25 protein-coding genes, 2 tRNA genes and 2 pseudogenes are annotated in these 25,608 nt (G+C 51.2%); 13 read left to right on the top strand and 16 right to left on the bottom strand.

The features are described from left to right. Positions 1 to 52 precede the first annotated feature (52 nt). The 6 genes from HQ49_RS00120 to HQ49_RS11045 form a co-directional block, all read right to left on the bottom strand. Positions 53 to 1,132 (bottom strand): asparaginase, encoded by a 1,080-nt coding sequence (locus HQ49_RS00120; RefSeq protein ID WP_039417750.1) that lies wholly within the window; start codon positions 1,130 to 1,132, stop codon positions 53 to 55. A gap of 227 nt (positions 1,133 to 1,359) precedes the next feature. Next, positions 1,360 to 2,130 carry a 2-phosphosulfolactate phosphatase gene (locus HQ49_RS00115; RefSeq protein WP_039417748.1) on the bottom strand — a complete coding sequence of 257 codons (771 nt, stop codon included), beginning with the start codon at positions 2,128 to 2,130 and terminating at the stop codon, positions 1,360 to 1,362. Positions 2,131 to 2,139: 9 nt separating this feature from the next. Then, positions 2,140 to 3,168: a pyridoxal phosphate-dependent aminotransferase gene (locus HQ49_RS00110; protein WP_039417770.1), complete on the bottom strand. Its 1,029-nt coding sequence runs from the start codon at positions 3,166 to 3,168 to the stop codon at positions 2,140 to 2,142. Positions 3,169 to 3,215: 47 nt separating this feature from the next. Then, positions 3,216 to 6,227, bottom strand: coding sequence for a glycoside hydrolase family 3 N-terminal domain-containing protein (locus tag HQ49_RS00105; RefSeq protein WP_039417747.1), 3,012 nt, complete (start codon positions 6,225 to 6,227; stop codon positions 3,216 to 3,218). 215 nt (positions 6,228 to 6,442) lie between these two features. After that, on the bottom strand, positions 6,443 to 9,016 hold the full coding sequence (locus tag HQ49_RS00095; protein ID WP_039417745.1) for an ATP-dependent Clp protease ATP-binding subunit: 2,574 nt from the start codon (positions 9,014 to 9,016) through the stop codon (positions 6,443 to 6,445). Between the two features lie 139 nt (positions 9,017 to 9,155). Beyond that, a complete protein-coding gene (locus HQ49_RS11045; protein ID WP_235290011.1) occupies positions 9,156 to 9,422 on the bottom strand; it encodes a DUF1661 domain-containing protein in 267 nt (88 codons plus the stop codon). Here HQ49_RS11045 and HQ49_RS12455 point away from each other — a divergent pair. The 5 genes from HQ49_RS12455 to HQ49_RS00070 all read left to right on the top strand — a co-directional run bounded on the left by HQ49_RS12455 (position 9,391) and on the right by HQ49_RS00070 (position 12,528). Further along, complete coding sequence (locus HQ49_RS12455; RefSeq protein WP_235285215.1) at positions 9,391 to 9,465, top strand: DUF1661 domain-containing protein; 75 nt, start codon at positions 9,391 to 9,393, stop codon at positions 9,463 to 9,465. The two genes, HQ49_RS11045 and HQ49_RS12455, sit on opposite strands and share 32 nt — an antisense overlap. 177 nt (positions 9,466 to 9,642) lie before the next feature. Further along, a tRNA-Asn gene (locus HQ49_RS00085) sits at positions 9,643 to 9,716 on the top strand. A gap of 22 nt (positions 9,717 to 9,738) precedes the next feature. After that, positions 9,739 to 9,812: transfer RNA gene (locus tag HQ49_RS00080), tRNA-Asn, on the top strand. Positions 9,813 to 9,941: 129 nt separating this feature from the next. Continuing rightward, positions 9,942 to 11,321 (top strand): MATE family efflux transporter, encoded by a 1,380-nt coding sequence (locus HQ49_RS00075; RefSeq protein WP_039417743.1) that lies wholly within the window; start codon positions 9,942 to 9,944, stop codon positions 11,319 to 11,321. A 52-nt stretch (positions 11,322 to 11,373) separates the two neighbouring features. Next, positions 11,374 to 12,528, top strand: a complete 1,155-nt coding sequence (locus HQ49_RS00070) for a metallophosphoesterase (RefSeq protein ID WP_039417741.1) — start codon at positions 11,374 to 11,376, stop codon at positions 12,526 to 12,528. Between the two features lie 73 nt (positions 12,529 to 12,601). On the opposite strand, the gene HQ49_RS00065 is transcribed toward HQ49_RS00070, so the two are convergent. Beyond that, positions 12,602 to 13,306 carry an NAD-dependent deacylase gene (locus HQ49_RS00065; protein WP_039417739.1) on the bottom strand — a complete coding sequence of 235 codons (705 nt, stop codon included), beginning with the start codon at positions 13,304 to 13,306 and terminating at the stop codon, positions 12,602 to 12,604. Positions 13,307 to 13,385: 79 nt separating this feature from the next. Here HQ49_RS00065 and HQ49_RS00060 point away from each other — a divergent pair, with 79 nt between their 5' ends. Then, positions 13,386 to 14,405: an acyltransferase gene (locus HQ49_RS00060; RefSeq protein WP_018965281.1), complete on the top strand. Its 1,020-nt coding sequence runs from the start codon at positions 13,386 to 13,388 to the stop codon at positions 14,403 to 14,405. Position 14,406: 1 nt separating this feature from the next. Here the strand turns inward: HQ49_RS00060 and HQ49_RS00055 are convergent, their stop codons facing one another. The 3 genes from HQ49_RS00055 to HQ49_RS11040 form a co-directional block, all read right to left on the bottom strand. Then, on the bottom strand, positions 14,407 to 14,979 hold the full coding sequence (locus tag HQ49_RS00055; protein WP_039417738.1) for an acyltransferase: 573 nt from the start codon (positions 14,977 to 14,979) through the stop codon (positions 14,407 to 14,409). Positions 14,980 to 14,992: 13 nt separating this feature from the next. Next, positions 14,993 to 16,414 (bottom strand): chromosomal replication initiator protein DnaA, encoded by a 1,422-nt coding sequence (gene dnaA, locus HQ49_RS00050; RefSeq protein WP_018965283.1) that lies wholly within the window; start codon positions 16,412 to 16,414, stop codon positions 14,993 to 14,995. Between the two features lie 532 nt (positions 16,415 to 16,946). Then, entirely contained in the window at positions 16,947 to 17,084 is a 138-nt protein-coding gene (locus HQ49_RS11040) for a DUF1661 domain-containing protein (RefSeq protein ID WP_152567892.1), read from the bottom strand. Here HQ49_RS11040 and HQ49_RS12450 point away from each other — a divergent pair. Further along, positions 17,071 to 17,166 (top strand): annotated as a pseudogene (locus HQ49_RS12450) (hypothetical protein); the annotation flags it as partial. The gene HQ49_RS11040 and the pseudogene HQ49_RS12450 sit on opposite strands and share 14 nt — an antisense overlap. Positions 17,167 to 17,218: 52 nt before the next feature. Here HQ49_RS12450 and HQ49_RS00045 read toward each other — a convergent pair. The 6 genes from HQ49_RS00045 to HQ49_RS12425 all read right to left on the bottom strand — a co-directional run bounded on the left by HQ49_RS00045 (position 17,219) and on the right by HQ49_RS12425 (position 22,644). After that, complete coding sequence (locus HQ49_RS00045; protein ID WP_039417736.1) at positions 17,219 to 18,109, bottom strand: helix-turn-helix domain-containing protein; 891 nt, start codon at positions 18,107 to 18,109, stop codon at positions 17,219 to 17,221. Beyond that, positions 18,106 to 19,257 carry a lipid-A-disaccharide synthase gene (gene lpxB, locus HQ49_RS00040; protein ID WP_039417735.1) on the bottom strand — a complete coding sequence of 384 codons (1,152 nt, stop codon included), beginning with the start codon at positions 19,255 to 19,257 and terminating at the stop codon, positions 18,106 to 18,108. The genes HQ49_RS00045 and lpxB overlap by 4 nt, the downstream gene beginning before the upstream one ends. A gap of 37 nt (positions 19,258 to 19,294) precedes the next feature. Continuing rightward, on the bottom strand, positions 19,295 to 20,065 hold the full coding sequence (gene surE, locus HQ49_RS00035) for a 5'/3'-nucleotidase SurE (protein WP_018965954.1): 771 nt from the start codon (positions 20,063 to 20,065) through the stop codon (positions 19,295 to 19,297). Further along, positions 20,062 to 20,625, bottom strand: coding sequence for an FKBP-type peptidyl-prolyl cis-trans isomerase (locus HQ49_RS00030; protein ID WP_018965955.1), 564 nt, complete (start codon positions 20,623 to 20,625; stop codon positions 20,062 to 20,064). The genes surE and HQ49_RS00030 overlap by 4 nt, the downstream gene beginning before the upstream one ends. Next, positions 20,622 to 22,169, bottom strand: coding sequence for a glycine--tRNA ligase (locus HQ49_RS00025; protein WP_026292358.1), 1,548 nt, complete (start codon positions 22,167 to 22,169; stop codon positions 20,622 to 20,624). The genes HQ49_RS00030 and HQ49_RS00025 overlap by 4 nt, the downstream gene beginning before the upstream one ends. 271 nt (positions 22,170 to 22,440) lie before the next feature. Continuing rightward, the gene (locus HQ49_RS12425) at positions 22,441 to 22,644 is read right to left on the bottom strand and encodes a DUF1661 domain-containing protein (RefSeq protein ID WP_152566937.1); all 204 of its coding nucleotides are present in this window, start codon (positions 22,642 to 22,644) and stop codon (positions 22,441 to 22,443) included. Here HQ49_RS12425 and HQ49_RS12420 point away from each other — a divergent pair. The 6 genes and pseudogenes from HQ49_RS12420 to HQ49_RS10290 form a co-directional block, all read left to right on the top strand. Continuing rightward, positions 22,553 to 22,789 (top strand): annotated as a pseudogene (locus HQ49_RS12420) (hypothetical protein); the annotation flags it as partial. The gene HQ49_RS12425 and the pseudogene HQ49_RS12420 sit on opposite strands and share 92 nt — an antisense overlap. Before the next feature lie 119 nt (positions 22,790 to 22,908). Beyond that, on the top strand, positions 22,909 to 23,061 hold the full coding sequence (locus HQ49_RS11615) for a hypothetical protein (RefSeq protein WP_018965958.1): 153 nt from the start codon (positions 22,909 to 22,911) through the stop codon (positions 23,059 to 23,061). A 107-nt stretch (positions 23,062 to 23,168) separates the two neighbouring features. Continuing rightward, the gene (locus HQ49_RS00015; RefSeq protein ID WP_018965959.1) at positions 23,169 to 23,456 is read left to right on the top strand and encodes a hypothetical protein; all 288 of its coding nucleotides are present in this window, start codon (positions 23,169 to 23,171) and stop codon (positions 23,454 to 23,456) included. Between the two features lie 406 nt (positions 23,457 to 23,862). Next, entirely contained in the window at positions 23,863 to 24,876 is a 1,014-nt protein-coding gene (locus tag HQ49_RS00010; RefSeq protein ID WP_018965961.1) for a peptidoglycan DD-metalloendopeptidase family protein, read from the top strand. Positions 24,877 to 24,908: 32 nt separating this feature from the next. Then, on the top strand, positions 24,909 to 25,088 hold the full coding sequence (locus HQ49_RS11610; protein WP_152567032.1) for a hypothetical protein: 180 nt from the start codon (positions 24,909 to 24,911) through the stop codon (positions 25,086 to 25,088). A gap of 58 nt (positions 25,089 to 25,146) precedes the next feature. Continuing rightward, positions 25,147 to 25,410: a transposase gene (locus HQ49_RS10290; RefSeq protein WP_018965963.1), complete on the top strand. Its 264-nt coding sequence runs from the start codon at positions 25,147 to 25,149 to the stop codon at positions 25,408 to 25,410. Positions 25,411 to 25,608 lie beyond the last annotated feature (198 nt).

The raw sequence follows: 25,608 nt of genomic DNA, 5'->3' as shown, positions 1-25,608 counted from the left end.
CTTGCTTTCCGTTCTCCTTTGCTCTTTGTTCTGACAGTTCGGTTGGAGGAGATCAGCATCGGCATTTGTTGTTTTCGTACTCTTCTCCTACGCTTATTTCTCCCTTTAGAGAGCGTTTCATCTCTGCTTTTACACGCTCCGGTGTATATCCGCGTCCGAACAGATACATGAGCTTGATGATGGCACACTCGGTCGTACTGTCATAACCGCTGATAAGCCCGATGGTTTCGAGTTGATGCCCCGTTTCATATCGATGCATATCCACATAGCCCGATACGCATTGGGTGACATTGACGATGACGAGTCCACGCTGAACGGCCTTCTCCAAAGCTTCCAGGAACCACGGCTCCATGGGGGCATTGCCGCTACCGTATGTCTCCAGAACTACACCCTTCAGTGAGGGGATGCCGAGAATGCTCTCCACCACTTCGCGTGTGATGCCGGGGAATATTTTCAGGATGACAACGTTTCTGTCCATTTCCGTATGGACACTAAGAGCAGCATCTGCCCCTCGGTCGGCTATCAGAGCATCTTCGTACCGAATGTCGATACCGGCATAGGCCAAAGGCGAAAAGTTGTATGAAGCAAAGGCTTCGAACTGGTCTGCACTGACTTTCGAAGTGCGATTGCCACGCATGAGATAATTGTCGAAGAAAATGCAAACTTCCGGCACACGAGCATAGCCGTTTTGCTTGGCTGCTGCGATTTCGATGGCGGTAATGAGGTTTTCTTTTCCGTCTGTCCGAAGGGTGCCGATAGGTAGTTGTGATCCTGTCAGGATTACAGGCTTCTGCAAGTCGTCGAGCATAAAGCTCAAGGCAGAGGCCGTATAGGCCATGGTGTCTGTGCCGTGAAGGATGACGAAACCATCGTAAGTCCGGTAGTTCTCTCGAATAGTTTCGGCCAGCCTCACCCATAAGTCCGGTGAGATAGCAGCCGAGTCAATAGGAGGATCGAACTGGATGGAGTCGATTTTGAAACCGAATTTTTTCAGTTCCGGCACATTGGTTTCCAGATATTTGAAGTCGAAAGCTTCTAATACTCCCGTCTCCGGATTCTCAATCATGCCGATTGTCCCCCCTGTATATATGAGGAGAATCGCAGAACGTCCTGAAGCAGATTTAGTTTGCATTATGTGGTGAGCTAAACAAAACGGTGGCGGTTTTTTCCTGCCGGCTTCCAAGATCGCGCAGCCATCGGACTATGGCTTTGGATACGGCCGGCGCACAAAGATAATAAAAGCTTGTTCAGAGCATGCTTTACGGCTCCACTTCTTGCAAATTAGTGGAGCGTGGAGAGGAAATGGAATGGTTTGCGGTGGAAAAGATGCCGTACTCCGATAAGATTTGTTCGGACGGCTTAGAAAGGTGGGGTGACGGGTAGGAAGAGCCGGTTAGCCGGGCAATCCGTTGATGCAGCAGGAATTTTGAAGGTCAGTTCGGGAACAATATCCGTAAGGTTGAGCGAAGTGCAATAGGGAACACTTCTCTCCAGTTTGTTGGCGCGCAGGCGTTCGTAATGATCTCGCCGGCTCAGATATGCCGTCAGCTTCTCGTGCGTGTTGTAGTTACCCCAGAGTTCTTGGAAAACTGAAGCTCCATCTTCACAAATGACCTCCTCTCCAAGCCGGACAATCGTAGCAGCCAAAGCACCGGCGAACAGACAATCCTCCGTACTCATCCTGTTTTGCCAGCCCGAAGCCAGTACCATGACCGGCTTCCGCTTGGCGATGCAGTAGCGAGCGACAGCTTCCAGATTGATAAAAGCCCCGATAATAACGTGCAAGGCTCCGGCAGCTATGTCGGCAGCACGGGTGCCGTTGGTCGTCGATAGTACGAGCTGTTTCCCCTCTACCGCCCGGCGAGTATATTCTTCGGGAGCATTGCCGAAATGCGCGAAAGGCAATCGCTTCGTTCCTCGCTCACCTCCTACGAGGAAGCCGTTCTTGGCATAGATTTCCGCCTCCTCGACGGTTGCAATCGGGATGATGCCTGCGGCACCGTTCATCAGTGCCGTCGTAATCGTGGTGCCGGCACGGAATATATCCACGATGACAACCGTGTACTCTTCTTGCTCCGTCTTGTAGTATGGATAGAGTACGGGAGAAGGACAGAGACTGATCTGCAGCATCTGCTACTCTTAGTATTTCTCGAGGAATGTCTCCAGAGCTTTGATGAAAAGCTGGTTCTGAGCAGGTCGCTGCGTAGTGATTCGGACGTAGGATTCGTCGAGACCACGGAAGTTGGAAGCATCCCGAATCAGCATATTATGTTCCTCCAGCATATATTTTTTCAGTTCGGCTGCAGTCCCTTTCTTCAGACGAAGGAGGAAAAACGTGGTGCCGGAGGGATGTACTTCTACGCCATCGAGGCGATTCAGGGCTGTGATAAAATCTACCGTATTGCGTTGCCACTTGCGGATCGGCAGAGTAAATTGCGCAGGATGAATAAGGATGAATTTGGCAGCCTCTATAGCCAGTGCATTTACCGCCCACGGGGTACTGAAAGCAGCTACACGCTTCATAAAATCCTTATTGGCCACGATGTAGCCGATACGAAGTCCTGGTATCCCGTAGGCATGACTGAAGGAATAGACCATGACAAGGTTCTTTCTTCCTTTGATGTCAGCCGGACGAATCACTTCCTCGGTCGTAAACGATACATAGGACTGGTCGAGGACGAATGTCGTGTCAGGATGATCGTTGAGCAGACGCAGGATCTCTATCCGCTGCAGCAGTCTGCCATCGGGATTGTTCGGATTACAAAGCCAGCAGAAATCTATATTGGAAAAATCAGCCTCGCCTATATCCTCATTAGAAGGATAGAAGCAGACTTCGTGCTCATACATCCGACAAGCATCTTCATATTCGGCAAAAGAAGGAATGGCTATGAGGCTTCGGCTCCCTCTGAATGCCTGTGCTATTTGGTAGAAGGCCGCCGTGGGTCCGTTGGTCACGAGTATGGCGTTATTATCCACACTGTTCCGCTTGGCGAGCATCTGCCTGAGCGTACCGGCATCCGGCTCGGGGTAGTGCTGAATACAGTTGAGGTTTTCTACCAGATGTTTCTCCAGATGATCTTTATCGCCATCTGTCCAGACAGTGGTACTGAAGTTGATTATTTTGCCTGATAAGGGTGTAACGCCTTCATCTCCATGTCCAAAAATCATAGTTCTGTCTCCTTCTCTATATTGTAGGTTTCTATTTTGTTTCGGTCTCATTGCTCCGCTATTCCCAAAGCCTCGTATATCGCTTGATGCAGCCTTGGGCGTACGCTTGCCGTCATCAGTGTCTTATTCAGCCGATTGGGGTAAGTTCGATTGGAAAGGAATACAAAGATAAGTTCGTTCTCGGGATCGACCCAAACACAGGTGCCCGTAAATCCCGTATGGCCGTAGGTAGAGGAGGAAGCCGATTCCGCCATGCTTGCGCGACCTTTGTCAAACCCGAGACAACGTCTGTTGCCCTTGCCGTGAGTCGTGATGAACTGTCGAAAGACCTTTTGGTCAATGATTCTGCGGCCTTTGTAGCTGCCTTCGTGAAGGAACATGTCCAACACGCGCGCTACATCCTCTGCCGTGCCGAAAGTACCGGCATTGCCCGACACGCCTCCGAGGCATGCGGCAGCTTCGTCGTCCACTGTACCGCGGACGATGCTTTTACGTAGAAATTTGTCGTTCTGTGCCGGTGCAATGCGCGAAACGGGATACTTATCGAGTGGAAGATAACCGAGCGAACCGGCTCCGATGGGGCGGAATATGCGTTCTTCGACAAAGACATTCAAGCTCTTGCCCGACACTTTTTCCACAATTTGCTGTAGCAGGATGAACCCCAGATCCGAATACCTGTAGCGTCCGACACCATTGCGAGGAGTAGAAGCGATCGTATTGAGGACAATTTCTTTGACCTCTTTGGACAGGTACAGATTGGAAGAAAAACGAAACGGATAGTCCGGCCGAAATTGTCCGGAGACCAGATCGGAGCGAAATCCGAAGAACGGATTGCCCCACATATTGGTATCTACTCGAACCCATCCCGAACTCCGCCGGGGAGAGAGCAACTTGCCGTCCAGACTGCTACTGTCTATCAGGGATTCGTAGAAATTGACCGATGGCCGAAGGCCTGCTTCATGAAGCAGAAGCTGCTGTACGGTGATGTCTTTGAGGTCTGTTCCGGCAAAGCGAGGCAATAGCGTTCCGAGCCGGTCACTGAGCTTCAATTTCCCATCCTGAACCAGTAGCATCACAGCCGGAGTAGTGGCTACGATCTTGGTGACGGATGCCAAGTCGTAGATGGTGGAAGAAGATACCTTGCCTCCGTGTGCAGATCCGTCGAGGGTGCCGAAGCTTTTGTCATATACCACCTTGTCCCGATGGACAGCGAGGATACGACAACCGGGGAAAGCTCCTTGCCTTAGGGCTTCTTTCGCTATGCGGTCTACCGCCGGCATCGGGATGATAGAGGAGTGGGATTCGGTCGGTGGCATCATGTTCGCAGTCGGATCGGTCTCCTCCTCTTCCGGAACAACCGGGATCTCACCACCTGAGGATACCACAACTCTGTCCCGAATCTTGCGAGCTGCCATTCGAGCAGCCTCCTTTACGTTTTCATATGCCACGACTATAGCCCGTGCTTTGTCCGTAGCCGCCGGAATCCTGTCGGCTACATAGGGCGATGTGAAGAAGACGATGGCAGTGTGGTTCTGTTCCGTCAGCCGGTGGAGAAAGGTTCTTGCCCGATCCGGCTGTGTGTGCCGAACCGTGACGATCACAGCATCGTACCCCTTGAGTTTGGAGAGCAGCTCTTGTGTGCGCGTACTGCTGCTGCCCTTGGTATAGGAATAGCAGTCCTTGCTCGTAAGCCCCAGCTCTTGTGTAAAAGTATTGGTGGCTGCACCATCCAGATCGACGCATGCAATACGGTTTCCCTCCGAGAGGGGGAGGAACTGCTTCTTGTTTTTGAGAATCGTAATAGACGCCAGCCAGAGGTTTTCTGCCATCCGTTCCGCTTCACGGTTGTTTACCTGCCGTACCACCTTCTCCGCGGCCTTTTCCTTGGGCAGTTCCTTGCGGATAATGAGCCCATACTTGAAGGCCAGAATTTTGCGACATTTCTTGTCTAGCAAATCGTTGCTTATCGTCCCGTCTTTTACAGCAGCGAGCACTTCAGAAAAAGCCTTGGCCGGGTCTACGGGACCGAGGAGAATATCGTTGCCGGCCAATATGGCACGAACCGAGATCGGCTGCGAACCGGCGCTCTGTACCCCCTGCATGGCCAGCCCATCCGTAAAGATCAGCCCCTCGAAGCCCATTTCCCGCTGGAGCAGATCGGTGCAGATGGTATAGCTGAGCGATGAGGGTGTATTTTTCTTCGCCTCCAATGCCGGGACATTGAGGTGAGCCGTCATCACTCCGCTGAGGCCGGCTCGGAAAAACTCCTTGAAGGGGAACAATTCGGTCTTGTCCAATTCCTCTCGGGAGGCAAAGACCGTGGGCAAGGTCTTGTGCGAATCCTCCATCGTATTGCCATGCCCGGGGAAATGCTTGGCCACTGCCATTACGCCACCGTCCTCCAAACCTTGTGCATAGGCGACTCCCCTTTCCGCCACTTGGCGTGGATTGTCGCCGAAACTACGCGTACCGATAACAGGGTTCTTCGGATTATTGTTCACGTCCAGCACCGGGGCAAAATTGACATGAATCCCCATCAGCCGGCATTGGCGCGCTACCTCCCGACCATAGTTGTAAAGGAGCTGATTGTCTTTTTGGTGTCCCAAGCCCATATTGCGAGGGAAGCGTGGGGCATCTTTCAGACGCATGTGCAAACCCCACTCACCGTCCAGTGCTATCAGCAGAGGGATGCGGGCAGCTTCCTGCAAGTGGCGAGTCATCGTGTATTGCTCCGAGAGTGTTCCTTTTTGGAAGAGGATACCCCCGATATGGCAGGAGCGCACCAGTTGTTCGGCTTGCTTTACTTTTTCTCCCTGCAAAGAGGGGTAAACGATCGGCATGAGCAGTTGGCCTACTTTTTCCTCTGTACTCATGCTCTTGATTCGGTCTTCGACCCACCGATCAACATCCTTACCGTCGATCCCCTCGAAGAGGAGAAAGGGATAGTCCTTCGACTGTACGGCACGCATTGTACCCTTGTTCGTACGAGGCGGTGTCATGGCAGTGTACAGCACCGACAGAAAGAGTATTGTGATGGAGGAGAAAAGAAATCGTTTCATACCCTACAAATGTACACAAAAAAGCGGCCTGCTCCGAGCTTGCAGGCCCTGTGCAGCCGAGCTTTCTCCTTATGTCGTGCATCGGGGGCAGCCGCCGGCCGACTGAGGGATGCACTCATACCCGAAAAAGAAAGGAGACGAACAAAAGAAGCATTGCTTCCGTTGCCGCCTCCTTCACTCAAAAGAGAAAAAAGGTAGAGAAAGTTGTATTATGCCTACTCTTGTACGACGATCTCCCCGTCGGAAGCCGAGAGCGTAAGCGTCTGTCCTTTCCGGATCTGTCCGGAGAGGATGAGATCCGTGAGGCGATCCTCCACTTCGTTCTGGAGTGTACGCTTGAGCGGTCGTGCTCCATATTGGAGGTCGTATCCCTTCGTCGCTATCACATCCTTGGCTTCATCGGTAAGAACGAGGTCGTATCCGGCACGATGGATGCGCGCCAAGACGGCTTTAAGCTCTATGTCCACCATCCGGCGAATCTCCGTCTTGCCCAGCTGGTCGAACAGGATGATGTCGTCCAAACGGTTGAGAAATTCGGGACTGAACGTCTTGTTTAGTGCTTTTTGGATCACAGAACGGCTGTGCTCCTTGTTCGCTTCCTCGTCTTTGTCCGAACGGAACCCAATGCCCTGCCCAAAGTCTTTGAGCTGGCGTGTACCCACGTTGGAGGTGATGATGATCACCGTATTCTTGAAATTCACGCGCCGTCCCAGACTGTCGGTCAGCTGCCCCTCGTCCATCACCTGCAGAAGCAGGTTGAAGACATCGGCATGGGCCTTTTCGATCTCGTCCAAGAGAACCACGGAATAGGGCTTGCGTCTTACGCGCTCGGTGAGTTGGCCGCCCTCCTCATAGCCCACATATCCCGGAGGTGCTCCCACCAGACGCGATACGGAGAACTTCTCCATATACTCGCTCATGTCCACCCGGATCATCGCATTCTCATCCTCGAACAGGTATTCGGCGAGTTTCTTGGCCAAATAGGTTTTGCCCACGCCTGTGGGGCCGAGGAAAAGGAAAGATCCGATCGGTTTCTTTTCATTGCGAAGTCCCAGACGATTGCGCTGGATGGCACGCACCATCTTTTCGATGGCTGTGTCCTGACCTACTACTTTGGTCTTGAGGTCATCTGCCATCGTACGCAGACGTTCGCCTTCGCCCGTGCTCAGCCGCTCGGCCGGAACGCCTGTCATCAACGCCACTACGTGCGCCACTACATTCTCGTCCACCGTCTCGCGATGCTTGGCCATCTGCTCCTCCCATTTCCTCTTCTCTTCCGCTATCTGCTGCTGAGTGCGTCGCTCCTGATCGCGGAAGGATGCGGCCAATTCGTAGTTCTGAGCCTTTACGGCCGAGAGCTTGTTCTCCCGCACCGAAGCCAGTTCGGCCTCCAATAGTTCGATCTCTTTCGGTGCCACTACGTTAGTGATGTGGACGCTCGCGCCGGCCTCGTCCATGGCATCTATGGCCTTGTCCGGAAAGAAGCGATCGGACACATAGCGATCGGTCAGCTCCACAGCTGCTTTGATGGCCTCGTCCGTATAGCGTACGCCGTGATAGTCCTCGTATTTCTCTTTGATGTTTTGCAGGATGGTCAGCGTTTCCTCTGCTGTCGAAGGGGCTATCGGCACTTTCTGGAAGCGGCGTTCGAGTGCTCCGTCCTTTTCTATGTTCTTGCGGTACTCATCCAACGTAGTGGCTCCGATGCACTGTACCTGTCCACGGGCAAGAGCGGGTTTGAGCATATTGGCCGTATCCATCGATCCGGCGGCAGAACCTGCTCCCACGATGGTATGTATCTCGTCGATGAAGAGGATGATCTGCGGATTCTTCTTCAGCTCATCGAGTACGGCTTTGAGTCGCTCTTCGAACTGTCCGCGATATTTGGTGCCGGCTACCATCTGAGCCAGATCGAGGCTGATGATCCGCTTGTCGAAAAGGATGCGACTCACCTTCCTGTTCACGATGCGTTCGGCCAGTCCTTCCACGATGGCACTCTTGCCCACACCGGGTTCGCCGATGAGTACCGGATTGTTCTTTTTGCGCCGGCTCAGGATCTGTATCACCCTTTCGATCTCCTGCTCCCTACCTACTACCGGATCCAGCTTGCCTGCTGCTGCCATGGCGGTGATGTCGGTGCCGAAGGTGTCCAGTGCAAGCGTATCGCCTCCGCTCCGTGTCGTGGTGGTAGTATCGCCTCCGCCGGCATTCTGTTCGGGGGCGTCGCCGGAGCCTCCGCCCGTCCCGCTATTCCCTGGAGGCGGAGAGGATTCGTCCTCTTCGTCGTCGAAGTCGTTGTCTTGGTACCCGTCGAGGATCCCCATTTCGGAAGGAGACTTCCCTTCGGAGGGGCTGCGCTGTCCGAAGTAATCCGACAGGATGGTGTCGTATTTTATACCTTGTTTCATAAATATCTTTTGTACTAAGCTCTCCTGTGTCGAGTTGAGAATACTCAGCAACAGATGGACCGGGCTGACGGCCTCGTCTTCCATGTCGGCACAGATGTCTGTGGCATCATTGATAGCCTCCCGAGCCGAAGGGGTGAAGATGGGCAATCCCTCGGGCGAAGCAGGCAAACTCTCGGCGATGGCTTCCAACTCGATCAACCGTTTGAGTTCGTACAGGTTGATCCCATAGTGCCGCATGATGTCGATCGCGCCGTTGTCTCCGTCGCGAATGATACCGAGTACGAGCATATCCTGCGTCACGGCCACGACGCCGAGACGGGTTGCCTCCTGATAGCTGTACTCCAGACTGTTGCGGAATGTTTGTGTAAAGTCGTATGCCATCTCTAAATACGTATTGCAATTATCGTGCCGCAGGATTCGGATTTATCCCTTTAGGCATAACAATGGCCGTTTGGCGGGTGTTCAATGCCTCCTCGTCTGTCATAATGACCGATGCGAAAGCCCGATTGGCTGACAGGCCTCAGTCTCCAACAGGCCGGGAAGAACTTATACCGATCGCTCGGCACAGACTTTCCGTTCTTGAAAAATAATAAGAAAAAAGCTTTTTACCTCCGGATGAATCCACAGTCACAGATCTGCTATTGCATAGGGAGTGAGCCGAAGTCTGCAGTTTGCTGGAAATTTGATTGTCGAACCGAAAATGCCGAGATTGCGGTTCGTAAATCCTGAAAAACACGCGCGTAAAATTTTTCGCTGTGGCGCGGGAAGTAAAAAATTCTCGAGCCACAGCGAAAAAAATCTCGCGCCACGTTTTTCGGAGCATGGAATGAGAAAATTCACGAGCCTAAACCGTTTGGAGGCGACAGCTCTTTCTCTGTCATGAATACGGATGAGATGCCCCAACGGATGGGGTAGCGAGATGGTTGTAATGTCGGATTGTAATTTTTTTGCGGAACTTCTTGCAAGTTTGGGATAATCCACTACCTTTGCATCACGAAAAACGAAAGGCTTTCTTAGCTCAGTCGGTTAGAGCATCTGACTGTTAATCAGAGGGTCCTTGGTTCGAGCCCAAGAGAAAGCGCAGTCACAAGACGTTTTTCTATTCTTCCTTAGCTCAGTTGGTTAGAGCATCTGACTGTTAATCAGAGGGTCCTTGGTTCAAGTCCAAGAGGAAGAGCAAACGAACAAGACCGAAAGTCCGAGAGGGTTTTCGGTCTGTTTTGTATGGCAGAGGAAGCTCTGCGGTATATGCCGTTTGTTTTCGCACAGCCCGTTCGGTAGAGATTTCAGCGCGTAAAGAAGAATTATGTCATCCCAACAGATCCAAGCATTAGAATCGGAAAAGATACCCAAACTGCTGTTTCACTATGCTCTGCCGGCAGTGGTGGGCACAACAGTCAATTCGCTATACAACATCGTAGACCGTATCTTCATCGGGAACGGGGTGAGCGAATATGCCTTGTCGGGCTTGGCTATCACCTTCCCGATCCTGATCTTCCTGATGGCCTTCGGTATGCTGGTGGGAGCCGGTGCGTCCGTGCGAGTCTCCATCCTGCTGGGGAGAAAAGACATAAAAGGGGCCGAACACACACTGGCCAATGCCATCTTCCTGACCTTCTTCACACAAGCCCTGACCATTATCCCCTGCTATATCTTCATGGAACCGCTGCTTCGGCTGTTCGGAGCCAGCGAACGTACGTTGCCCTACGCCATGGAATACCTCCAATACGTGGTTCCTGCGAATATCTTCTCGGCTCTGAGCTTCGGCTACAATGCTATCATGAGAGCTTCAGGCTATCCGCGCAAAGCCATGATCACGATGATTATCGGGGCTATGACGAACGTGGTGCTGGACTACATCTTCATCTATCCGTTGGGGATGGGGATAAGCGGAGCCGCCATAGCGACAGTCATCTCCATGATAGTGTGTTCGGTCTACGTCCTTTCGCACTTTTTCCGTAAGGACAGCATCGTACGTTTCCACCGTTCGGCTTTCCGCCTTTCGATGCCCGTGATCGGTGGCATCACGGCTATAGGGGTAGCACCCTTCGCCATGCATCTTACAGGGAGCCTTGTGAATATCATCATGAATCGCTCCTTCGTATCCTATGGTGACACGCCGGAGACTACCGATTTGGCCATCGGAGCATTCGGGATTATCAATGGCTATGCCATGCTCTTTTTCATGATTATCATCGGTGTGGCTCAGGGGATGCAGCCGATCGTGGGCTTCAACTACGGGGCTAAGAATCTGGGACGAGTGAAGTCGGCCTATCGCTACAGTTGTGGCGTCAATCTACTGGTCAGCTTTCTCGGTTTTGCTCTGGCTATGCTTATGCCGAGGACGATCGTGGGGCTGTTCACCGATAGCGAACAGATGATAGCGCTATCTGCTCCGGCTCTTCGCACGGCCTTGATCGGGCTTTCTTTGGTCGGCTTTCAAGTCACCACGACCCAATTCTTCCAAAGCATCGGCTTCAGCCATAAGGCTATTTTCCTGAGCCTGACGCGCCAAATCATCTTCCTGATTCCCTGTTTGCTGATTATCCCCCGATTCATGGGGTTGGACGGCGTGTGGTGGAGTCTGCCGATCAGTGATCTGGCCTCGGTCGTTTTGGCTTTTGTGCTGATTACCATACAGATGAAGCATTTCAATCAATCGAAAAAAACTACTTTCGCCGAGTAATCATCTTACAGAACCGAATCCTTTTCATGACTCAGATAATCTTACCGGAACGATGAAAGTATTTCTCGAAGCCTTCCTCCTGCAATATCTTCTCACCCTCTACATCGCATACCGAGGAGGACAGGCGCTGCCGCAAAAGAGCCTTTGGCGCAAAGGTTTTCACCTTCTGATGGGTGTAGTATTCGCCCTGTATCTAATAGGGTTTGCCGGCAACAGGGTTTTGCCCGATGCCGTGATGAGCTGTATTATGTCTGTCACGGGGTTCTGGTTTGTCATGTCCATTTATGCCATGTTTGCCATGGTGATCGTAGAGATTGCCCATGTCGTGGACAGGCATTTCCTGCACAGATTCGACAGGCTGTCCGAAAGAGTGCAGGCTCGCATCCGATTGGGGCTGTTCGTTCTCATAGGTTTGTATTCGGCTCTGATCGTGATACATGGTCTGAATATCGTACGCTATCCGGTTGTAAAGCATATGGACATTCGTTTGGACAGGCCGGCCATAGATGGAAGGCAGTCCATGAGAGCAGCCCTGCTCACGGATATTCATATTAGCGAGACGGTGACGGCCGGCCATATCCGCGAGATGGTGGAGAGGACTTTGGCCGAACGTCCGGATATAGTCCTGATCGGTGGGGATATGATCGACTATCATGGCAGATATGCTCGTCGGGACAGCATCACGGAGTATATGCGCCGCCTTCAGGACGAGACGCCTATGGGAGCATATTATGTGCTGGGCAATCATGAATACAGGGCGGACGAAGTAGAGAAGCGGGAGTGGTTCCGTTCGATCGGCCATCTGGTGATCGATCAGGTTGTCACCCCGGGCAATGCTTTCTATCTGATAGGACGGGACGATAGCACGAATGTCTTCCGTGCTCCGTTACATGAACTTATGCCATATGTCGATACCACTAAGGCCTCTATCCTGCTCGATCATCAGCCGCACAAGCTGGACAGCGTGGCGATGACTGGTGTGGATCTGGCTCTGTACGGGCACACGCACAACGGACAGATCTGGCCGTTTACGATTCTGACCCGACTGGCTTTTGAAAAATCATGGGGCTATCTTCGCAAAGGGCATACGCAGTTCTATGTCAGTTCAGGAGCAGGAGCGGCCGGACCGGCTATTCGTGTTTTCACGGAGAGCGAGATCGTCATTCTGAATATTCGGTTTGCCCCCGAAAACAAACAGGCTCGTTAGTCTTCCGAAAAACGAACAGATACAATTAACCCCAGGAACCACCACGATGGCAGATTCTTGGGGTTAGCGTTTTTTAGCGATCCGTATCGCGAAGTTCCTGCCGCAGCATCCTTACGCCTTCCGTGGCAGGAGCCTGGATATACCGGATGTCTTGCCGGGAGGTGCTGCGTACGGGTTTGGGATCGATCAGGTAGATGGGGCAGTTGCGAGGAGCATAATTCAATAGTCCGGCAGCCGGATAAACGTTGAGAGAGGTTCCGATGACAACGAGAATGTCAGCCTGCGTTACCTCTTCGATGGCCGGCTCTATCATCGGAACGGCTTCTCCGAACCATACAATAAACGGCCGTAGCTGACAGCCGTCGGGTGCCAGATCTCCCACATGCAGATCGGGATTGGTCGGGTCTACGGGATAGAGTACACTGTCTGTGGCCACAGATCTGTTCTTCATCAGCTCTCCATGCAGATGAATGACGTGCGTGCTGCCTGCTCTCTCGTGCAGATCATCCACATTCTGTGTGACGATCCTCACATCATACTCCTTCTCCATTTCTGCCAGGCCGATATGGCCTGCATTCGGTTTGCAACCGGCATAGTCGCGTCGGCGTGCATTGTAGAACTTGAGGACGAGGGCAGGATTGCGCCTAAACCCATCGATAGAGGCCACATCTTCGACGGGATAATTCTCCCACAATCCGTTGGCATCACGAAAAGTCGATATGCCGCTTTCGGCACTCATGCCTGCGCCACTCAAGACGATGAGTCTTTTCTTATTCATGTTATATCCTTCGTTTAGGGGTTTATTGACAAAGATAAAGAGAAGTCCCCGTATATTTGTCTGCAATTATCAGATAGTTATGACTACCAAGGGGAGACATACCGCCGTCGATGTCCTGCGAGTTCTGGCCGGATTGATGGTAATCGGCATCCATACTTCGGGAGAATACGTTCTCGAAGGAGTGGCTGAGGGTACAAACTTTATAGCCGGTCTATGCTGGGAAGCGGTCGTTCAGCCGGCCGTTCCTCTATTCGTTATTATCAGTGGGGCTTTCGTCTTGGGACGCAATGAGACGTGGGGAGATTTCTATCGGAAGCGAATACCGCGACTGCTGGTACTGCTTGCCTTTTGGCTCCCGTCCTATTGGCTATGGATGTGGCTCAAAGGAGATGATATAGGTTCCTATCTTGCTGGTTTTTGGCAGGGACGCTCGTTCGTTCATCTGTGGTATGTGGTGATGCTGCTGGGACTGTATGCGGTCGTTCCTCTGCTCAACGAAATAATCCGCAGGTGCGAAGCCGGTGGAGAGAAGGCAGCTCGGAAACGACTTTGGACACTATCCACCATATTGCTGCTGCTGGGGATATTGTCCAACACCTACGATTACGTACTCGGCTACAACCGCTTTTTCCCCTTTCTCTGGCCGGATTATCTGGGATATTTCCTCGTAGGTTATACGCTGAGGAGCCATGCTCCAAAGCGTTCTTTACCGGCTCTTTCCCTGTACGGACTCTCTACAATTTGTCTCTTCTTCGCCAGTCGGCACGCTTTCGAGCACGGCGAAGGGCTATACTTCTACCGTAATCTCTCACCACTGATTGTTCTTTCTGCTGTCAGTCTCTTCGCGTTCTTCGTTTCTTGGGGAGAATGTGGAGGAAAATTGGCACGGATCGGGAAGATCCAAGGGGATATTTTAGGGATTTATCTGGTGCACATCGCTGTGCTGAACGTGGTGACAAAGATACTTGTACTCGCCACCCCCGGCCTGATGCAAAGCGCATGGCTCAACATACCGGTTCGTGTAGGATTGGTTTTCTTCGTCTCTTGGGGAGTTGTACGGCTGATGAAGCGGTTGCCGATATGCCGCCATTTGGTGTAGGTCAGTCCGAGATCGGTTCTATCGTACCCGTTTCTTCGACCTCTCTGTATCGTTCGCCCGTCTCAGGACAGACTGCCATCCCCCTGTCATCGAACAACAAACGGTGACCGGCACGGCTTACCCAACCGATTCGGCGGGCAGGATTGCCCACAACCAAGGCGTAAGGCGGTACATCTCTAATCACCACCGCTCCTGCTCCTACCATGGCATAAGCTCCTATCGTAATACCACAAAGGATAGTGGCGTTGGCTCCGATGGAGACGCCTTCGCGCAAATGAGTGGGGCGGTATTCGGATTTTCTTTCAATAAAGGCGCGAGGATTGATCACGTTGGTAAATACACAACTCGGTCCGAGGAATACGTAATCTTCGCATACGACACCACTATAGAGGGAAACGTTGTTCTGCACCTTACATCCGCGTCCCAATCGTACTCCCGGCATTATAACGACATTCTGCCCGATGTTGCAATTCTCTCCGACCTCGGCTCCGCCCATCAAGTGAGAGAAGTGCCATACGCGTGTACCTTGGCCAAGCACACAACCGTCTTCTACTATCGCTGTGGGATGAATCATAAAGACCTGCGTATCAATTGGCGATCAACTGTTCGGCACGTTCTACCGACGAACGAAACGAGGCATTCATCTCCATCTCGTTCGTCACGCAGCGACAGCCGTGGAGTACGGTGGCATGGTTACGCCCACCCATCAGTTCGCCGATAGCCGACAAGGACTGAGCCGTATGCTTCTTGGAGAGGAACATGACCACCTGACGTGCCTGTACAATATCCTGCTTCCGGCTCTTGCTTTTCATCTGCTCTATCTGCACCTGAAATACACGGCTGACAGCCTGCTGGATGCACTCGATGGTGACTTCCTTTTTCTCCAGTCTGACAGCTTGGCGGACAATCCGTTTGGCAAAGGTCAGGTCGATTTCCTTACCCACAACCACCGAATTTGTAATCAAGGATACGAGGGTGCCTTCCAGTTCACGAACGTTGTCGCAGACATTCTCGGCGATAAAGTTCAGCACCGATTCGTCCAGCCGGACTCCGCTCTGGAGCGTACGCTGCTGGAGTATCTCGCGACGCAACTTCAAATCCGGACGTTCTATCTTGACACAAGTAGCACCGGCCATACGAGTAACCAACCGCTCCTCCATCCCGTTAAGGTCTACAGGAGGTTTGTCCGACGTCAGGACTATCTGTTTGCCGAGCATATAGAGGTGATTGAACACTTGGAAGAAAGCCAGTTGTGTTTTCTTCTTGCCGATCAACCATTGGATGTCATCGATGATCAGTACATCCACCTGCTGATAGAAGGCGATGAAGTCATTGATCGTCCCCATACGGGCTGCCGTAGTGAACTGCATCTCGAACAAATGGCTCGATACGTATAGTACTTTCAACCGGGGGTGCATCTCTCTGACACGAAGGCCCAAGGCATGGCACAGATGCGTCTTGCCCACACCGGAAGCTCCATATATAAAGAACGGATTCATCGGCGTATTGCCCGGGCTGGCGGCGATGGCTTCAGCCACTGAGCGAGCTACATAGTTGCATTCGCTCTGGTAGAAGTTGCGGAAATTGAGCCTGCTGTTGAGCTGCGTGTCGAAATCCTGTGCCTCGCTATGCGTAGCCGTACTGGGCATGTGCCTGTGTAGCAAATTGGCATCGAACTGTTCGGCTGCCTGCCCACCGCCGGCACAACCGGCCAATGTCACCGTGCCGGGATATTTGGGCGAACTGTTGTCCACAAGGGCATTGTACTGTAATGATGCGTTGGGACCTATGACACGCCCCAGCACCGTACGCAGCTGCTCTACGAAATTGCCTTCCAAAAACTCACAGAAGAACTGACTCGGCACTTGTAAGGTAAGCGTATCGCCCTCAATAGATACCGGCACGATAGGCAAGAACCATGTGCGGTATGCTCGCTCATCTACAATATCCTGAAGGATGCGAAGACACGCGTCCCATATTTCGTTTACGTCGGTCGAGTGGTAGTTCATCTAAAAATTATCATTTTGGGAGCGGTTATTCATTGCTCCTTTAGGGATAGCAAAGGTTCAAACAAAAGAGCAAAAAAACAATCGGCAAAAAGTGTAGTATAATTCAGAAGAACTGTATCTATATTGTTTTCAGGCGGTTATAACCCCGAGATATAAACAACGAACGAAATACCTGTATACTTCTGTTTTTCAGGATATTGCGGTTTTTTCGACTGATGAATAATGGAGTTATCAACAACCAAGCTGCATGCCCGATTTGTTTGTGTACAAAGAGGTTGCGAGCCAAGAGCGAAAAATTTTTCAACAGGGCTTTTATTTACAATGAATCGAAATAAGGGAAATACGTAGTCCCCCCCTAAAATTGAGTACAGACTGTGGAAAAATGGCATCTTCGGATACCTATCTTCGCATCTCGGTACAGATGTGTCCGACCAGGAACAAAAATATCATAGACCGAGGAATCCCGAAAACATCCTGCACGGGAGATCCATATCTTTTGAAATTCGATGTGTAAGGTACCGAAAGGGAAATTTCATTGACGCTCCTTGCACATGCTAAAAAATCGCGGTTTATCACGCCGAAAAACGCGGTCTGAGAATTTTTTCGTTTTGGTTCGGGAATGAAAAAATTCTCGCGCCGGAACGGAAAAATTCTCGCGCCACTTTTTCAGAAAACACGAACCGCATTCCGGTCAATTCCCGCACCGGAATAGAAAGAACCACGGAGACAAGGAGGGAAGAAAAAGCAGATGATTCTGCTTGCTCTTAATCTTAAATAGAGGAGAAGGAGGGGAGCTTATTTGGACTATCGTCCGATTGCTTTGCGGAGTTGCAGGGGTGTATTGCCGAGCATCTTGCGGCAGAAAGCACAGAGGTAACTCACGGAGGAGAAGAGGTTCTTGTCCGCTATTTCCTTGAGAGACAGAGACGGATCGGCCAAGTCCGAGTAGATATGCTTGGCTCGCTCTTCGTGCATCCATTTGAGTGGCGGACAGCCGAATTCCTGATTGAAGTGACGCTTGAAAGAACTGAGCGACAGATTCATTTTGGCTGCAAGCTCTTCTACCGATCGGCACTCCAAATGGTGTCGGAATACGAAAGCGCGAAACCCCTTGTTCTGACAGTGGAATGAGGAGAGAAAGTTGTCTAAGAGCGCCTTCTCGTAGCGTGAGCGCAAGATGCAGAAGAGTTCGCGCAGTTTCAGCTCGAATATCTCGGACGAAGTGGGCATTTCTGATAAATATCCCATCACAGAGTGGAGCCACGAGTTCAGCATTGTCTCTCGTTGCAAGGAGGAGATGTGAACGATCTCAGTTCGTCTCCGGCATTCTTTCTTATTGCCCGAGGAGGGACAAATGCCGAGGCATAAATGGAGTGTGGGGTGGAAATAAAAGCAGATGAGCGTAACCGGTCCTTTTTCGGCTCTAAGTCTTATACGCAGATTGGCAGCTAAGAGAACGACATTATCTCCCGATAATTGCGAATTGCCGGATTCTCGCCCAACGAATACGGCCGGCTCTCCTTTGAGCAGGAAGAGCAAAGCATGGCTGTCTTTGGTCCAGATTTCCAAATCAGCTCCTTGTCCTATCGTATGGAGTTCGGGCAATCCGGACAGAGCAGTGGTCGGTCGGCTGTTGTTCAGGAAGCCATTTGGCTTTTCTTTGGGAGAGACAGGCTGACAGATATGAATGCTCATAAGGAGGATGGTCGGGCGTTATCTTTGGCAAAGCGAGCTATTATGCAACGGGCAGCCTTGTCCGACGCATTGTCCGTGCCGATGCTTTTGCGGATGCAGTCGTATCCGGACAACTGCGCTTGTCGCTCTGCGGAGGAAGTATCAAGGAGCGGAGAGAGGCTTGCGGCCAACCTTTTCTCCGTGAACAAGGCTCCGAAAAGCTCGGGCACTACAGCCCTGCCGGCAATGAGGTTGGTCAGCGAGATGAAAGGTGTACTAAAGCAATACTTGAAAATCAGATTGGTCAGTCGGCCTCCTCGGATATAATAGCATACGACCTGCGGCGTACCGATCAGGGCGGTTTCGAGCGTAGCCGTTCCGGAGGTTACGAGGGCTGCTTTGCTCTCTCGCAGTATTTCATACGTATGTCCGAATACAACGGGAACAGAGTCGTCGGGCAAGAACGGGACGTAGTCCTGCATCGTCAGCCCGGGGGCACCGGCTATGACAGGTCGGTAGTCGGGGAATTGCTTCATCACCCGTAGCATCACGGGCAAATTCTCCTTGACTTCGAGCAAGCGACTCCCACAGAGAAGAGCTACTTGACGAGAATCCTTGACTGAATGCTCCTGCTCTTCGATCGTTGGCCGCATGTGCTGCTTCACGGCATCGTAGCACGGATTGCCTACATAGACGACAGGAAAATCGTGTTGGGCAAAAAAATCTTTCTCGAAAGGCAAGATGCAGAGCATGAGATCGACGTATTTCTTCAACGTCTTGATCCGCCAGGATTTCCATGCCCAGACCTTGGGCGAGATGTAATAGACGATCGGCTTGCCAAGCTCTTCGCGTACAAACGGAAGCACGTAGCGCATATTGAAGCCCGGGTAGTCTACTGCGATGACAACGTCGGGGTTAAAAGCTCGCATCTGCTCCTGCACATGCTCTCCTGCGCGCCGAATGACGCCGAGGTGGGTGAGTACCGGAATGAAGCCCATGAAGGCTACTTCCCTGTAATGAAAGATTGGCTGCTCCCCGGTCGCCTCGGACAGAAAATCCCCTCCCATGAAAGCAAATACAGCCTCCGGATCGTGCTCTTTCAAGGCACGAACCAGATTGGATCCATGCAGGTCGCCCGAGGCTTCGCCGGCTACGATGAAATAGCGCATAGGCAATAGGGAAAATCAGGGAAAGGGGGAGAAGAGATCAGTCAAGCTCCTTGAGAAGCTCTTCCAAAACAGGCAGATAACGTCTGGAAGTCATGTTCAACTTGATGGGAGATAGCGTAACGTAGCCCGCACGCATCAGCTCCAAATCGCCCTCTATGGTTCCTTTGTTGATCTGACGTCCCGTCATCCAATAGACGGCATTGCCGCGTGCATCTTCGGACGCCATGTATTCGTCGACAAAGCGACCGTCCGTGACGGCGCAAGGCTTTAGCCCCAAAGGTTTTCCCTTCGGAACATTCATGCTTAGCATCGTGTCCTGAGGCAAGCCATTCTTCAGGATCATACGACTGACAAGCACGGCATAGGCCGTGGCATGACTCATATCGCAGATCTCGCTATGGTCGTCGAGCGAAACGGCCAGAGCCGGTACATCGCATACACATCCTTCCATTGCAGCACCCACCGTGCCGGAATAGATTACGCAGATGCCGGCATTGTTGCCGTGATTGACCCCCGTAACCAGCAGATCGGGCTTGCGCTCCTTGAATACCGTATTCATCGCCAGCTTCACGCAGTCCGCCGGCGTTCCCGTACAACTATACACGGTATAGCCTTCCTCTCTGTGCCGAAGCTTGAGCTTGATGGGCAGAGTGGAGGTAATGGCAGCCGAAGCTCCGGATCGTGGCCCGTCGGGAGCTACGATCGTGACATTCCCCAATGAGCGCAGGGCCTCTGCCAGCTCGCGGACGCCTTGTGCTCGAAAACCATCGTCATTCGAAACTAAAATTTCAATCGGCTCGGCTTTCATTTTTTGTCTTCTTCTTCAGGAATAATGCCACTAAGCTTCACGATAAAGCGAAGTGCGGAATAGGAAGGGATGGCTATGAGATTTGCGCCCGATGCAGGCACTCCCGTTTCTCCATAGGCCAGATACCAGGGGACAATGAACTCGCACTCGTCTCCGATGACCATATTCTGCAAAGCAATGCGGAAGCCGGTAATCGCCTTATCCTTCTCATTTCTGTAAAGTGTGATACGCGCCGGCTTTTCGGAGTTATAGTTTCCGTCCACCATGATATTCCCTACCAAACGGTACGTTTGATAGTGGACCTCCACACGGGAGGTAGCGATCGGATGCTCTGTGCCCGTACCGTTTGTTATCCAGCGCATGTAAACGTATGCGGTCGAACCATCGACAGATGCTTTCTTGAAGTTGGTGCTGTCTGCATAGGCGTTGAAGGCCACTTCGTTGTCGTGGCGACGCTGTTTTTCCTCATTCGGCCTTTTCTCGCACGAGGAGAAAACAAGGAGGACGTTTACCAGCATCAGCCCAAGGGCCACCATGATGATATTCTTTTTCGTTTTCATAGGTCTATCTTTTTGAGCAAGCTCTTGAGGCTTACATATTCCGAGATAATAGCATTCAAACGGCTGATCTCCACGCGCTCCTGCTCCATCGTGTCGCGATAGCGGATAGTCACGGTATTGTCTTCGAGCGATTGGTGATCCACCGTGATACAGAAAGGAGTACCGATGGCATCCTGACGGCGGTAGCGTTTGCCGATAGAGTCCTTCTCATCGTATTGGCAGGCGAAGTCGAAACGGAGGTCGTGGACAATCTCCCGAGCCTTCGTATCAAGACCATCCTTGCGAACCAGAGGCAGTACGGCCAGCTTCACGGGGGCCAACGCTGCGGGCAACTTCAGCACTACGCGCATCTCGCCGTTGGAAGTCTCCTCTTCGCAATACGATCCGAAGAGAATCGTCAGGAACATTCGATCCAGTCCGATGGAGGTTTCCACCACATACGGCACGTAGCTCTTGTTCAGTTCGGGATCGAAATACTGCAGTTTCTTGCCGCTGAACTCTTCATGGCGAGAGAGGTCGAAGTCTGTCCGACTATGGATCCCTTCCACTTCTTTGAAGCCGAACGGCATCTCGAACTCAATATCGGTGGCAGCATTGGCATAGTGTGCCAGCTTGTCATGATCGTGGAAACGGTATTTGTCGTCTCCGAAGCCGAGGGCACGGTGCCACTGCATACGGAGTTTTTTCCACTTCTCGAACCACTGCAGCTCTTCACCCGGTCGGACGAAGAACTGCATCTCCATTTGTTCGAACTCGCGCATGCGGAAGATAAACTGACGGGCTACGATCTCATTGCGGAAGGCCTTGCCTATCTGACAAATTCCGAAAGGGATCTTCATTCGTCCCGTCTTCTGTACGTTCAGAAAATTGACGAATATACCCTGAGCCGTTTCGGGACGGAGATATACCTTCATGGCACCATCGGCCGTGGAACCCATCTCCGTGGCAAACATCAGGTTGAACTGGCGTACCTCTGTCCAGTTGCGCGTGCCGCTGATCGGACAGACGATCTCGCAGTCGAGGATAATCTGACGGATTTCCTCCAGATTGTTGTCGTTCAGTGCAGCAGCAAAGCGTTCGTGTATCTGATCTCGCTTCTGCTGATATTCGATCACACGGGCGTTGGTGGCACGGAATTGAGCCTCGTCGAATGCATCGCCGAAGCGTTTGGCTGCCTTGGCTACCTCCTTCGCTATTTTTTCGTCTATTTTGGCCAAATGATCTTCCACGAGGACATCCGCACGATAACGCTTCTTGGAGTCCTTATTATCTATGAGTGGATCATTGAACGCATCCACGTGTCCGGAAGCCTTCCAGATCGAAGGATGCATGAAGATGGCGGAGTCGATACCTACCACATTGTCATGCAGCAGGGTCATGCTTTCCCACCAGTAGCGTTTGATGTTGTTCTTCAGTTCAGAACCGTATTGTGCATAGTCGTACACAGCAGCCAGACCGTCGTATATCTCGGAAGAGGGAAAGACGAAGCCGTATTCTTTGCAGTGTGAGACTATTTTTTTGAAGAGATCTTCCTGTTGTGCCATGCTATCTTGATGTGTGAATCTTATTGTATTCCTACGTTTTACCTCGCGAAAATAATCCTTTTTCTTCAATACTGTCCCAACCGATTTGAGGAGCCGGCACAGTCCGATCAGCCTTCGACGCATTTCCCCGAAGGTATCCGAATGGCTGTAAGATCAGGTTGCACCTCTTTCCTTGTTTATCGGGGAGCTCTTCCCCTCGGCTCTCATCATGAGCAGAAGCGGGCAGTTCGTTGGGAGGAAAGGCCCTACAAGGTTTTTGCGTTACCGTGATTTACGGCTGATTTCTTTTGGGTTTCCCGATCCGAAAAACGTGGCGCGTAAACTTTTTTCTTTTGGCGCGGGAATGAAAAAAATCTCGCGCCAAAACGAAATTTTTCTCGCGCCACTTTTTCAGAAAACACGCGCCGGAATCGGAGCATTTTAGGTTCGTAATTGCCAAAGCTATCAGCCACGAACGCCCCCCACCCCACCCCATGCCCAAGCTACCCTATCGGACAATACGGGCCGCTCCACAGCCCCCAAGCTGGTCATTTCGGGGATTGCAAGCACTAATTACACTTGCTTTTATCCTCAATTTTAGCAAGTTTGTTCGACATCATATAAGCGCATTATTAATTTAAGAAAATAGTTAATATAAGTTAGCAAGAATAAACTCACGTCGATCGATATAACCAAAAACCATGAACTCAACTACATCGAATGCAGTTCGAATAAGCTGACCGAACTGAACGTGACCGGCATGGACAAGCTGATCGTGATTTCCTGTCAGGACAACAAGATATCCAAACTCGATATAAGCAATAAGCCCGAACTCTATTTCATCTCCGTAGCCAAGAACAATATCAAAGAGGCCGAAACGGAAGAGATCGTGAAGAATCTCTGCCTCAAATGACACTACAATCTCCCGGCGCACTCTTTGCAGCAGTACTATCTGCATCCGAAGGCAATATCATGACCCCGGATCATGTAGCTCGTGCAAAAGCTAAAAAATAGGATGTAATGGCTTGGAACGGATCGGCATGGGTGGAGTATGAAGGAACGGCAACGTCCTTGAACTCAGTAGAGGCTGCTCCCTCCCGCCTTGCAGCGCGCTACTCTGACGGCATGCTCCATTTGGAGAATCTGATCGTAGGACAAGCAATCCGTGTATATGGCATGAATGGACGTCTGGCATTTGAAACGATGGCCACATCGGGGTCGATGACCATCTCCTGCGGTATGCGTCTCGGTTTTTACCTGATCAGCAACGGACCAGATCGCACGGCCAAACTATTTATCGGAGAATAAAATAATCTTCCCCAAAGGGACTGCGCGCCTCGCAGCTGAAGCTACAGCCTTTTCCTGCCGGAGGGGATCATATAGATAAAAAGAGGATGTCAGAAGATCCAATGCCCACTAAGGATCGGATTTGCATCCTCTTTTTCTACAGACTTTGAAGCACCTTTTTGACTAACGGGAGATGGCCATGATCAAGCACACAAACGATCATGTCCTAAAGCGAGCCAAAACCCTGCACACGGATGCGAAATGTGTGCAAAAAGAGAAAAAGCCTAACGAAAAGCATGGTTATTCGGATTTTTTATTACACCTTTGAGGCAAATTTTTTTCAGCGGCAGACTCGGGAGCGCTCTTTCCCATGACCTTTCAGCGTAGAGCCGACTGCCTAATCTTATTTTAAAACAGGAACAGAAATATGTCGAAAAAATCGATCCTTCTGCTTTGCTGTTCGCTGTGCTTCATTTCTGCAACCCAGGCTGTGACCCCGGTCCGAAATGTGCGCAATAACCAAGTGAAAAGCAAAGCAAAGACCGAACGTACAAAGCCTTCGGACTCTGTACGCTACTTGGGCAACATGGTTGCCGATCGACTCGAGTTCCGCAACAAGATTTCTTCTGAAAAAGAGGTAAGGAATGCCGAATACGAAAGTCGGCTGGCGATGGAAGCCCTTAATTACCCCGCCATAGATTTATATGGTGAAGATTCTTGGAGCGAGTATGTGAACCCCTTTGTGGGCGCACGAACCGATGTCGAAATTCCGGACTCCTACGACATTGACTGCTCTTCGTTCGTGATGCCCGTCGAAGATAAGCAGGTCACCTCTGAATTTGGCTACCGCCGGCGTTTCGGGCGGATGCATTATGGTATTGATCTTTCAGTGAATCGTGGCGACACGATACGAGCAGCCTTCGACGGGAAAGTTCGTGTACGCAGCTACGAAGGTCGTGGATACGGCTACTACGTAGTCCTGCGTCATCCGAATGGTCTGGAGACAGTGTATGGACACATGAGCCGCCAATTGGTGGAGGAAAACCAGATCGTTCGTGCAGGACAACCGATCGGATTAGGTGGCAGCACAGGACGTAGCACAGGACCTCATCTCCATTTCGAGACTCGTTTTATGGGTATCCCCATCAATCCGAGCACCATTATCGACTTCGGCAATGGAGTACCCCTCAGAGACGTCTACACATTCAAACGAGGAACCAACTCTCGTTACGCCAAAGCCTCTCCGGCACCTTCGCGCTACGCCAAGAAAGGCAAGCGAGACAGACGAGCATCTTCTCCAATGACCTACAGAATCAAAAAGGGCGACACATTGGAGAAAATAGCCAAACGACATGGTACTTCCGTAAAGAAGCTCTGTGCGACTAACGGCATCAGCCAAAACAAGGTTTTGACTCCGGGTAAAGCTTTGAGAATCAAATAAAACGCTCTCGGAGAAAAAAAGAAAAAGGGGCTGTGTCAAAATTCATTTTTGGCGCAGCCTCTTTTCTTTTCGGTTTGCGGTTGATTAAGCCACCGGCTTTAGGCTTTGAGGGATATTTTTATGTCTTTCGGGAGACCTTTGAAAAATATGGAGATGATTCAAACGCCGGAAGGGCTGATGCAGGTGCGTATACGAAACATTGTGTTGACTAAAAAGGTCGAAGGAGAAGAGCCGATTGAGTATTGAGCAAGGATTGTTAGCTATCCGGATGTGAACAAGAAGAAGTTGATTAGTCTACTGACTAACGATTTTGATCTAAATCCACGAGGCATCATTGATATCTACCACAAGCGTTGGGCTATTGAACTCCTTTTGAAGCAAATTAAGCAGAATTTCCCGTTGAAGCACTTCTATGGGGAGAGTGCCAATGTTATCCAAATTCAGATTTGGGTCACGCTCATTGCAAACCGGCTTTTGATGGTCATGAAGCGACAGGCCAAAAGGTCTTGGTGTTTTCGGGGCTGGCGACCTTAATGTGTATTGTACTGATGTATTATGTGGACTTTTATAGCTTGTTTGAACATCCCGAGAGCGATTGGGAGGCAATGTTTGAACCAAAAGAAGCCCCCCAACCAATGAAGTGCACCCAAAAAGTTAGACATAAAACTTTTTGGGTGTAATTTATTTATGAAGTATAGTTTTGCAGAGAAGTTCAATGTCATAAGTGAAATA

The organism is Porphyromonas gulae (assembly GCF_000765945.1).
Lineage (GTDB): Bacteria > Bacteroidota > Bacteroidia > Bacteroidales > Porphyromonadaceae > Porphyromonas > Porphyromonas gulae.
Note: the sequence above shows the minus strand (reverse complement) of the source record. Positions and strands in the feature narration are given on the sequence as shown.

Coding starts and splice junctions, on each gene's coding strand:
- HQ49_RS00105 (WP_039417747.1), bottom strand. CDS start 6,227: ATGAAACGATTTCTTTTCTCCTCCATCACAATACTCTTTCTGTCGGTG.
- HQ49_RS00070 (WP_039417741.1), top strand. CDS start 11,374: ATGAAAGTATTTCTCGAAGCCTTCCTCCTGCAATATCTTCTCACCCTC.
- HQ49_RS00120 (WP_039417750.1), bottom strand. CDS start 1,132: ATGCAAACTAAATCTGCTTCAGGACGTTCTGCGATTCTCCTCATATAT.
- HQ49_RS11615 (WP_018965958.1), top strand. CDS start 22,909: ATGGACAAGCTGATCGTGATTTCCTGTCAGGACAACAAGATATCCAAA.
- HQ49_RS00055 (WP_039417738.1), bottom strand. CDS start 14,979: ATGATTCATCCCACAGCGATAGTAGAAGACGGTTGTGTGCTTGGCCAA.
- HQ49_RS00060 (WP_018965281.1), top strand. CDS start 13,386: ATGACTACCAAGGGGAGACATACCGCCGTCGATGTCCTGCGAGTTCTG.
- HQ49_RS00025 (WP_026292358.1), bottom strand. CDS start 22,169: ATGGCACAACAGGAAGATCTCTTCAAAAAAATAGTCTCACACTGCAAA.
- HQ49_RS00110 (WP_039417770.1), bottom strand. CDS start 3,168: ATGATTTTTGGACATGGAGATGAAGGCGTTACACCCTTATCAGGCAAA.
- HQ49_RS00030 (WP_018965955.1), bottom strand. CDS start 20,625: ATGAAAACGAAAAAGAATATCATCATGGTGGCCCTTGGGCTGATGCTG.
- HQ49_RS00075 (WP_039417743.1), top strand. CDS start 9,942: ATGTCATCCCAACAGATCCAAGCATTAGAATCGGAAAAGATACCCAAA.
- HQ49_RS00010 (WP_018965961.1), top strand. CDS start 23,863: ATGTCGAAAAAATCGATCCTTCTGCTTTGCTGTTCGCTGTGCTTCATT.
- HQ49_RS00045 (WP_039417736.1), bottom strand. CDS start 18,109: ATGAGCATTCATATCTGTCAGCCTGTCTCTCCCAAAGAAAAGCCAAAT.
- HQ49_RS00115 (WP_039417748.1), bottom strand. CDS start 2,130: ATGCTGCAGATCAGTCTCTGTCCTTCTCCCGTACTCTATCCATACTAC.
- surE (WP_018965954.1), bottom strand. CDS start 20,065: ATGAAAGCCGAGCCGATTGAAATTTTAGTTTCGAATGACGATGGTTTT.
- dnaA (WP_018965283.1), bottom strand. CDS start 16,414: ATGAACTACCACTCGACCGACGTAAACGAAATATGGGACGCGTGTCTT.
- HQ49_RS00095 (WP_039417745.1), bottom strand. CDS start 9,016: ATGGCATACGACTTTACACAAACATTCCGCAACAGTCTGGAGTACAGC.
- HQ49_RS00065 (WP_039417739.1), bottom strand. CDS start 13,306: ATGAATAAGAAAAGACTCATCGTCTTGAGTGGCGCAGGCATGAGTGCC.
- HQ49_RS00015 (WP_018965959.1), top strand. CDS start 23,169: ATGGCTTGGAACGGATCGGCATGGGTGGAGTATGAAGGAACGGCAACG.
- HQ49_RS12425 (WP_152566937.1), bottom strand. CDS start 22,644: ATGGGGTGGGGTGGGGGGCGTTCGTGGCTGATAGCTTTGGCAATTACG.
- lpxB (WP_039417735.1), bottom strand. CDS start 19,257: ATGCGCTATTTCATCGTAGCCGGCGAAGCCTCGGGCGACCTGCATGGA.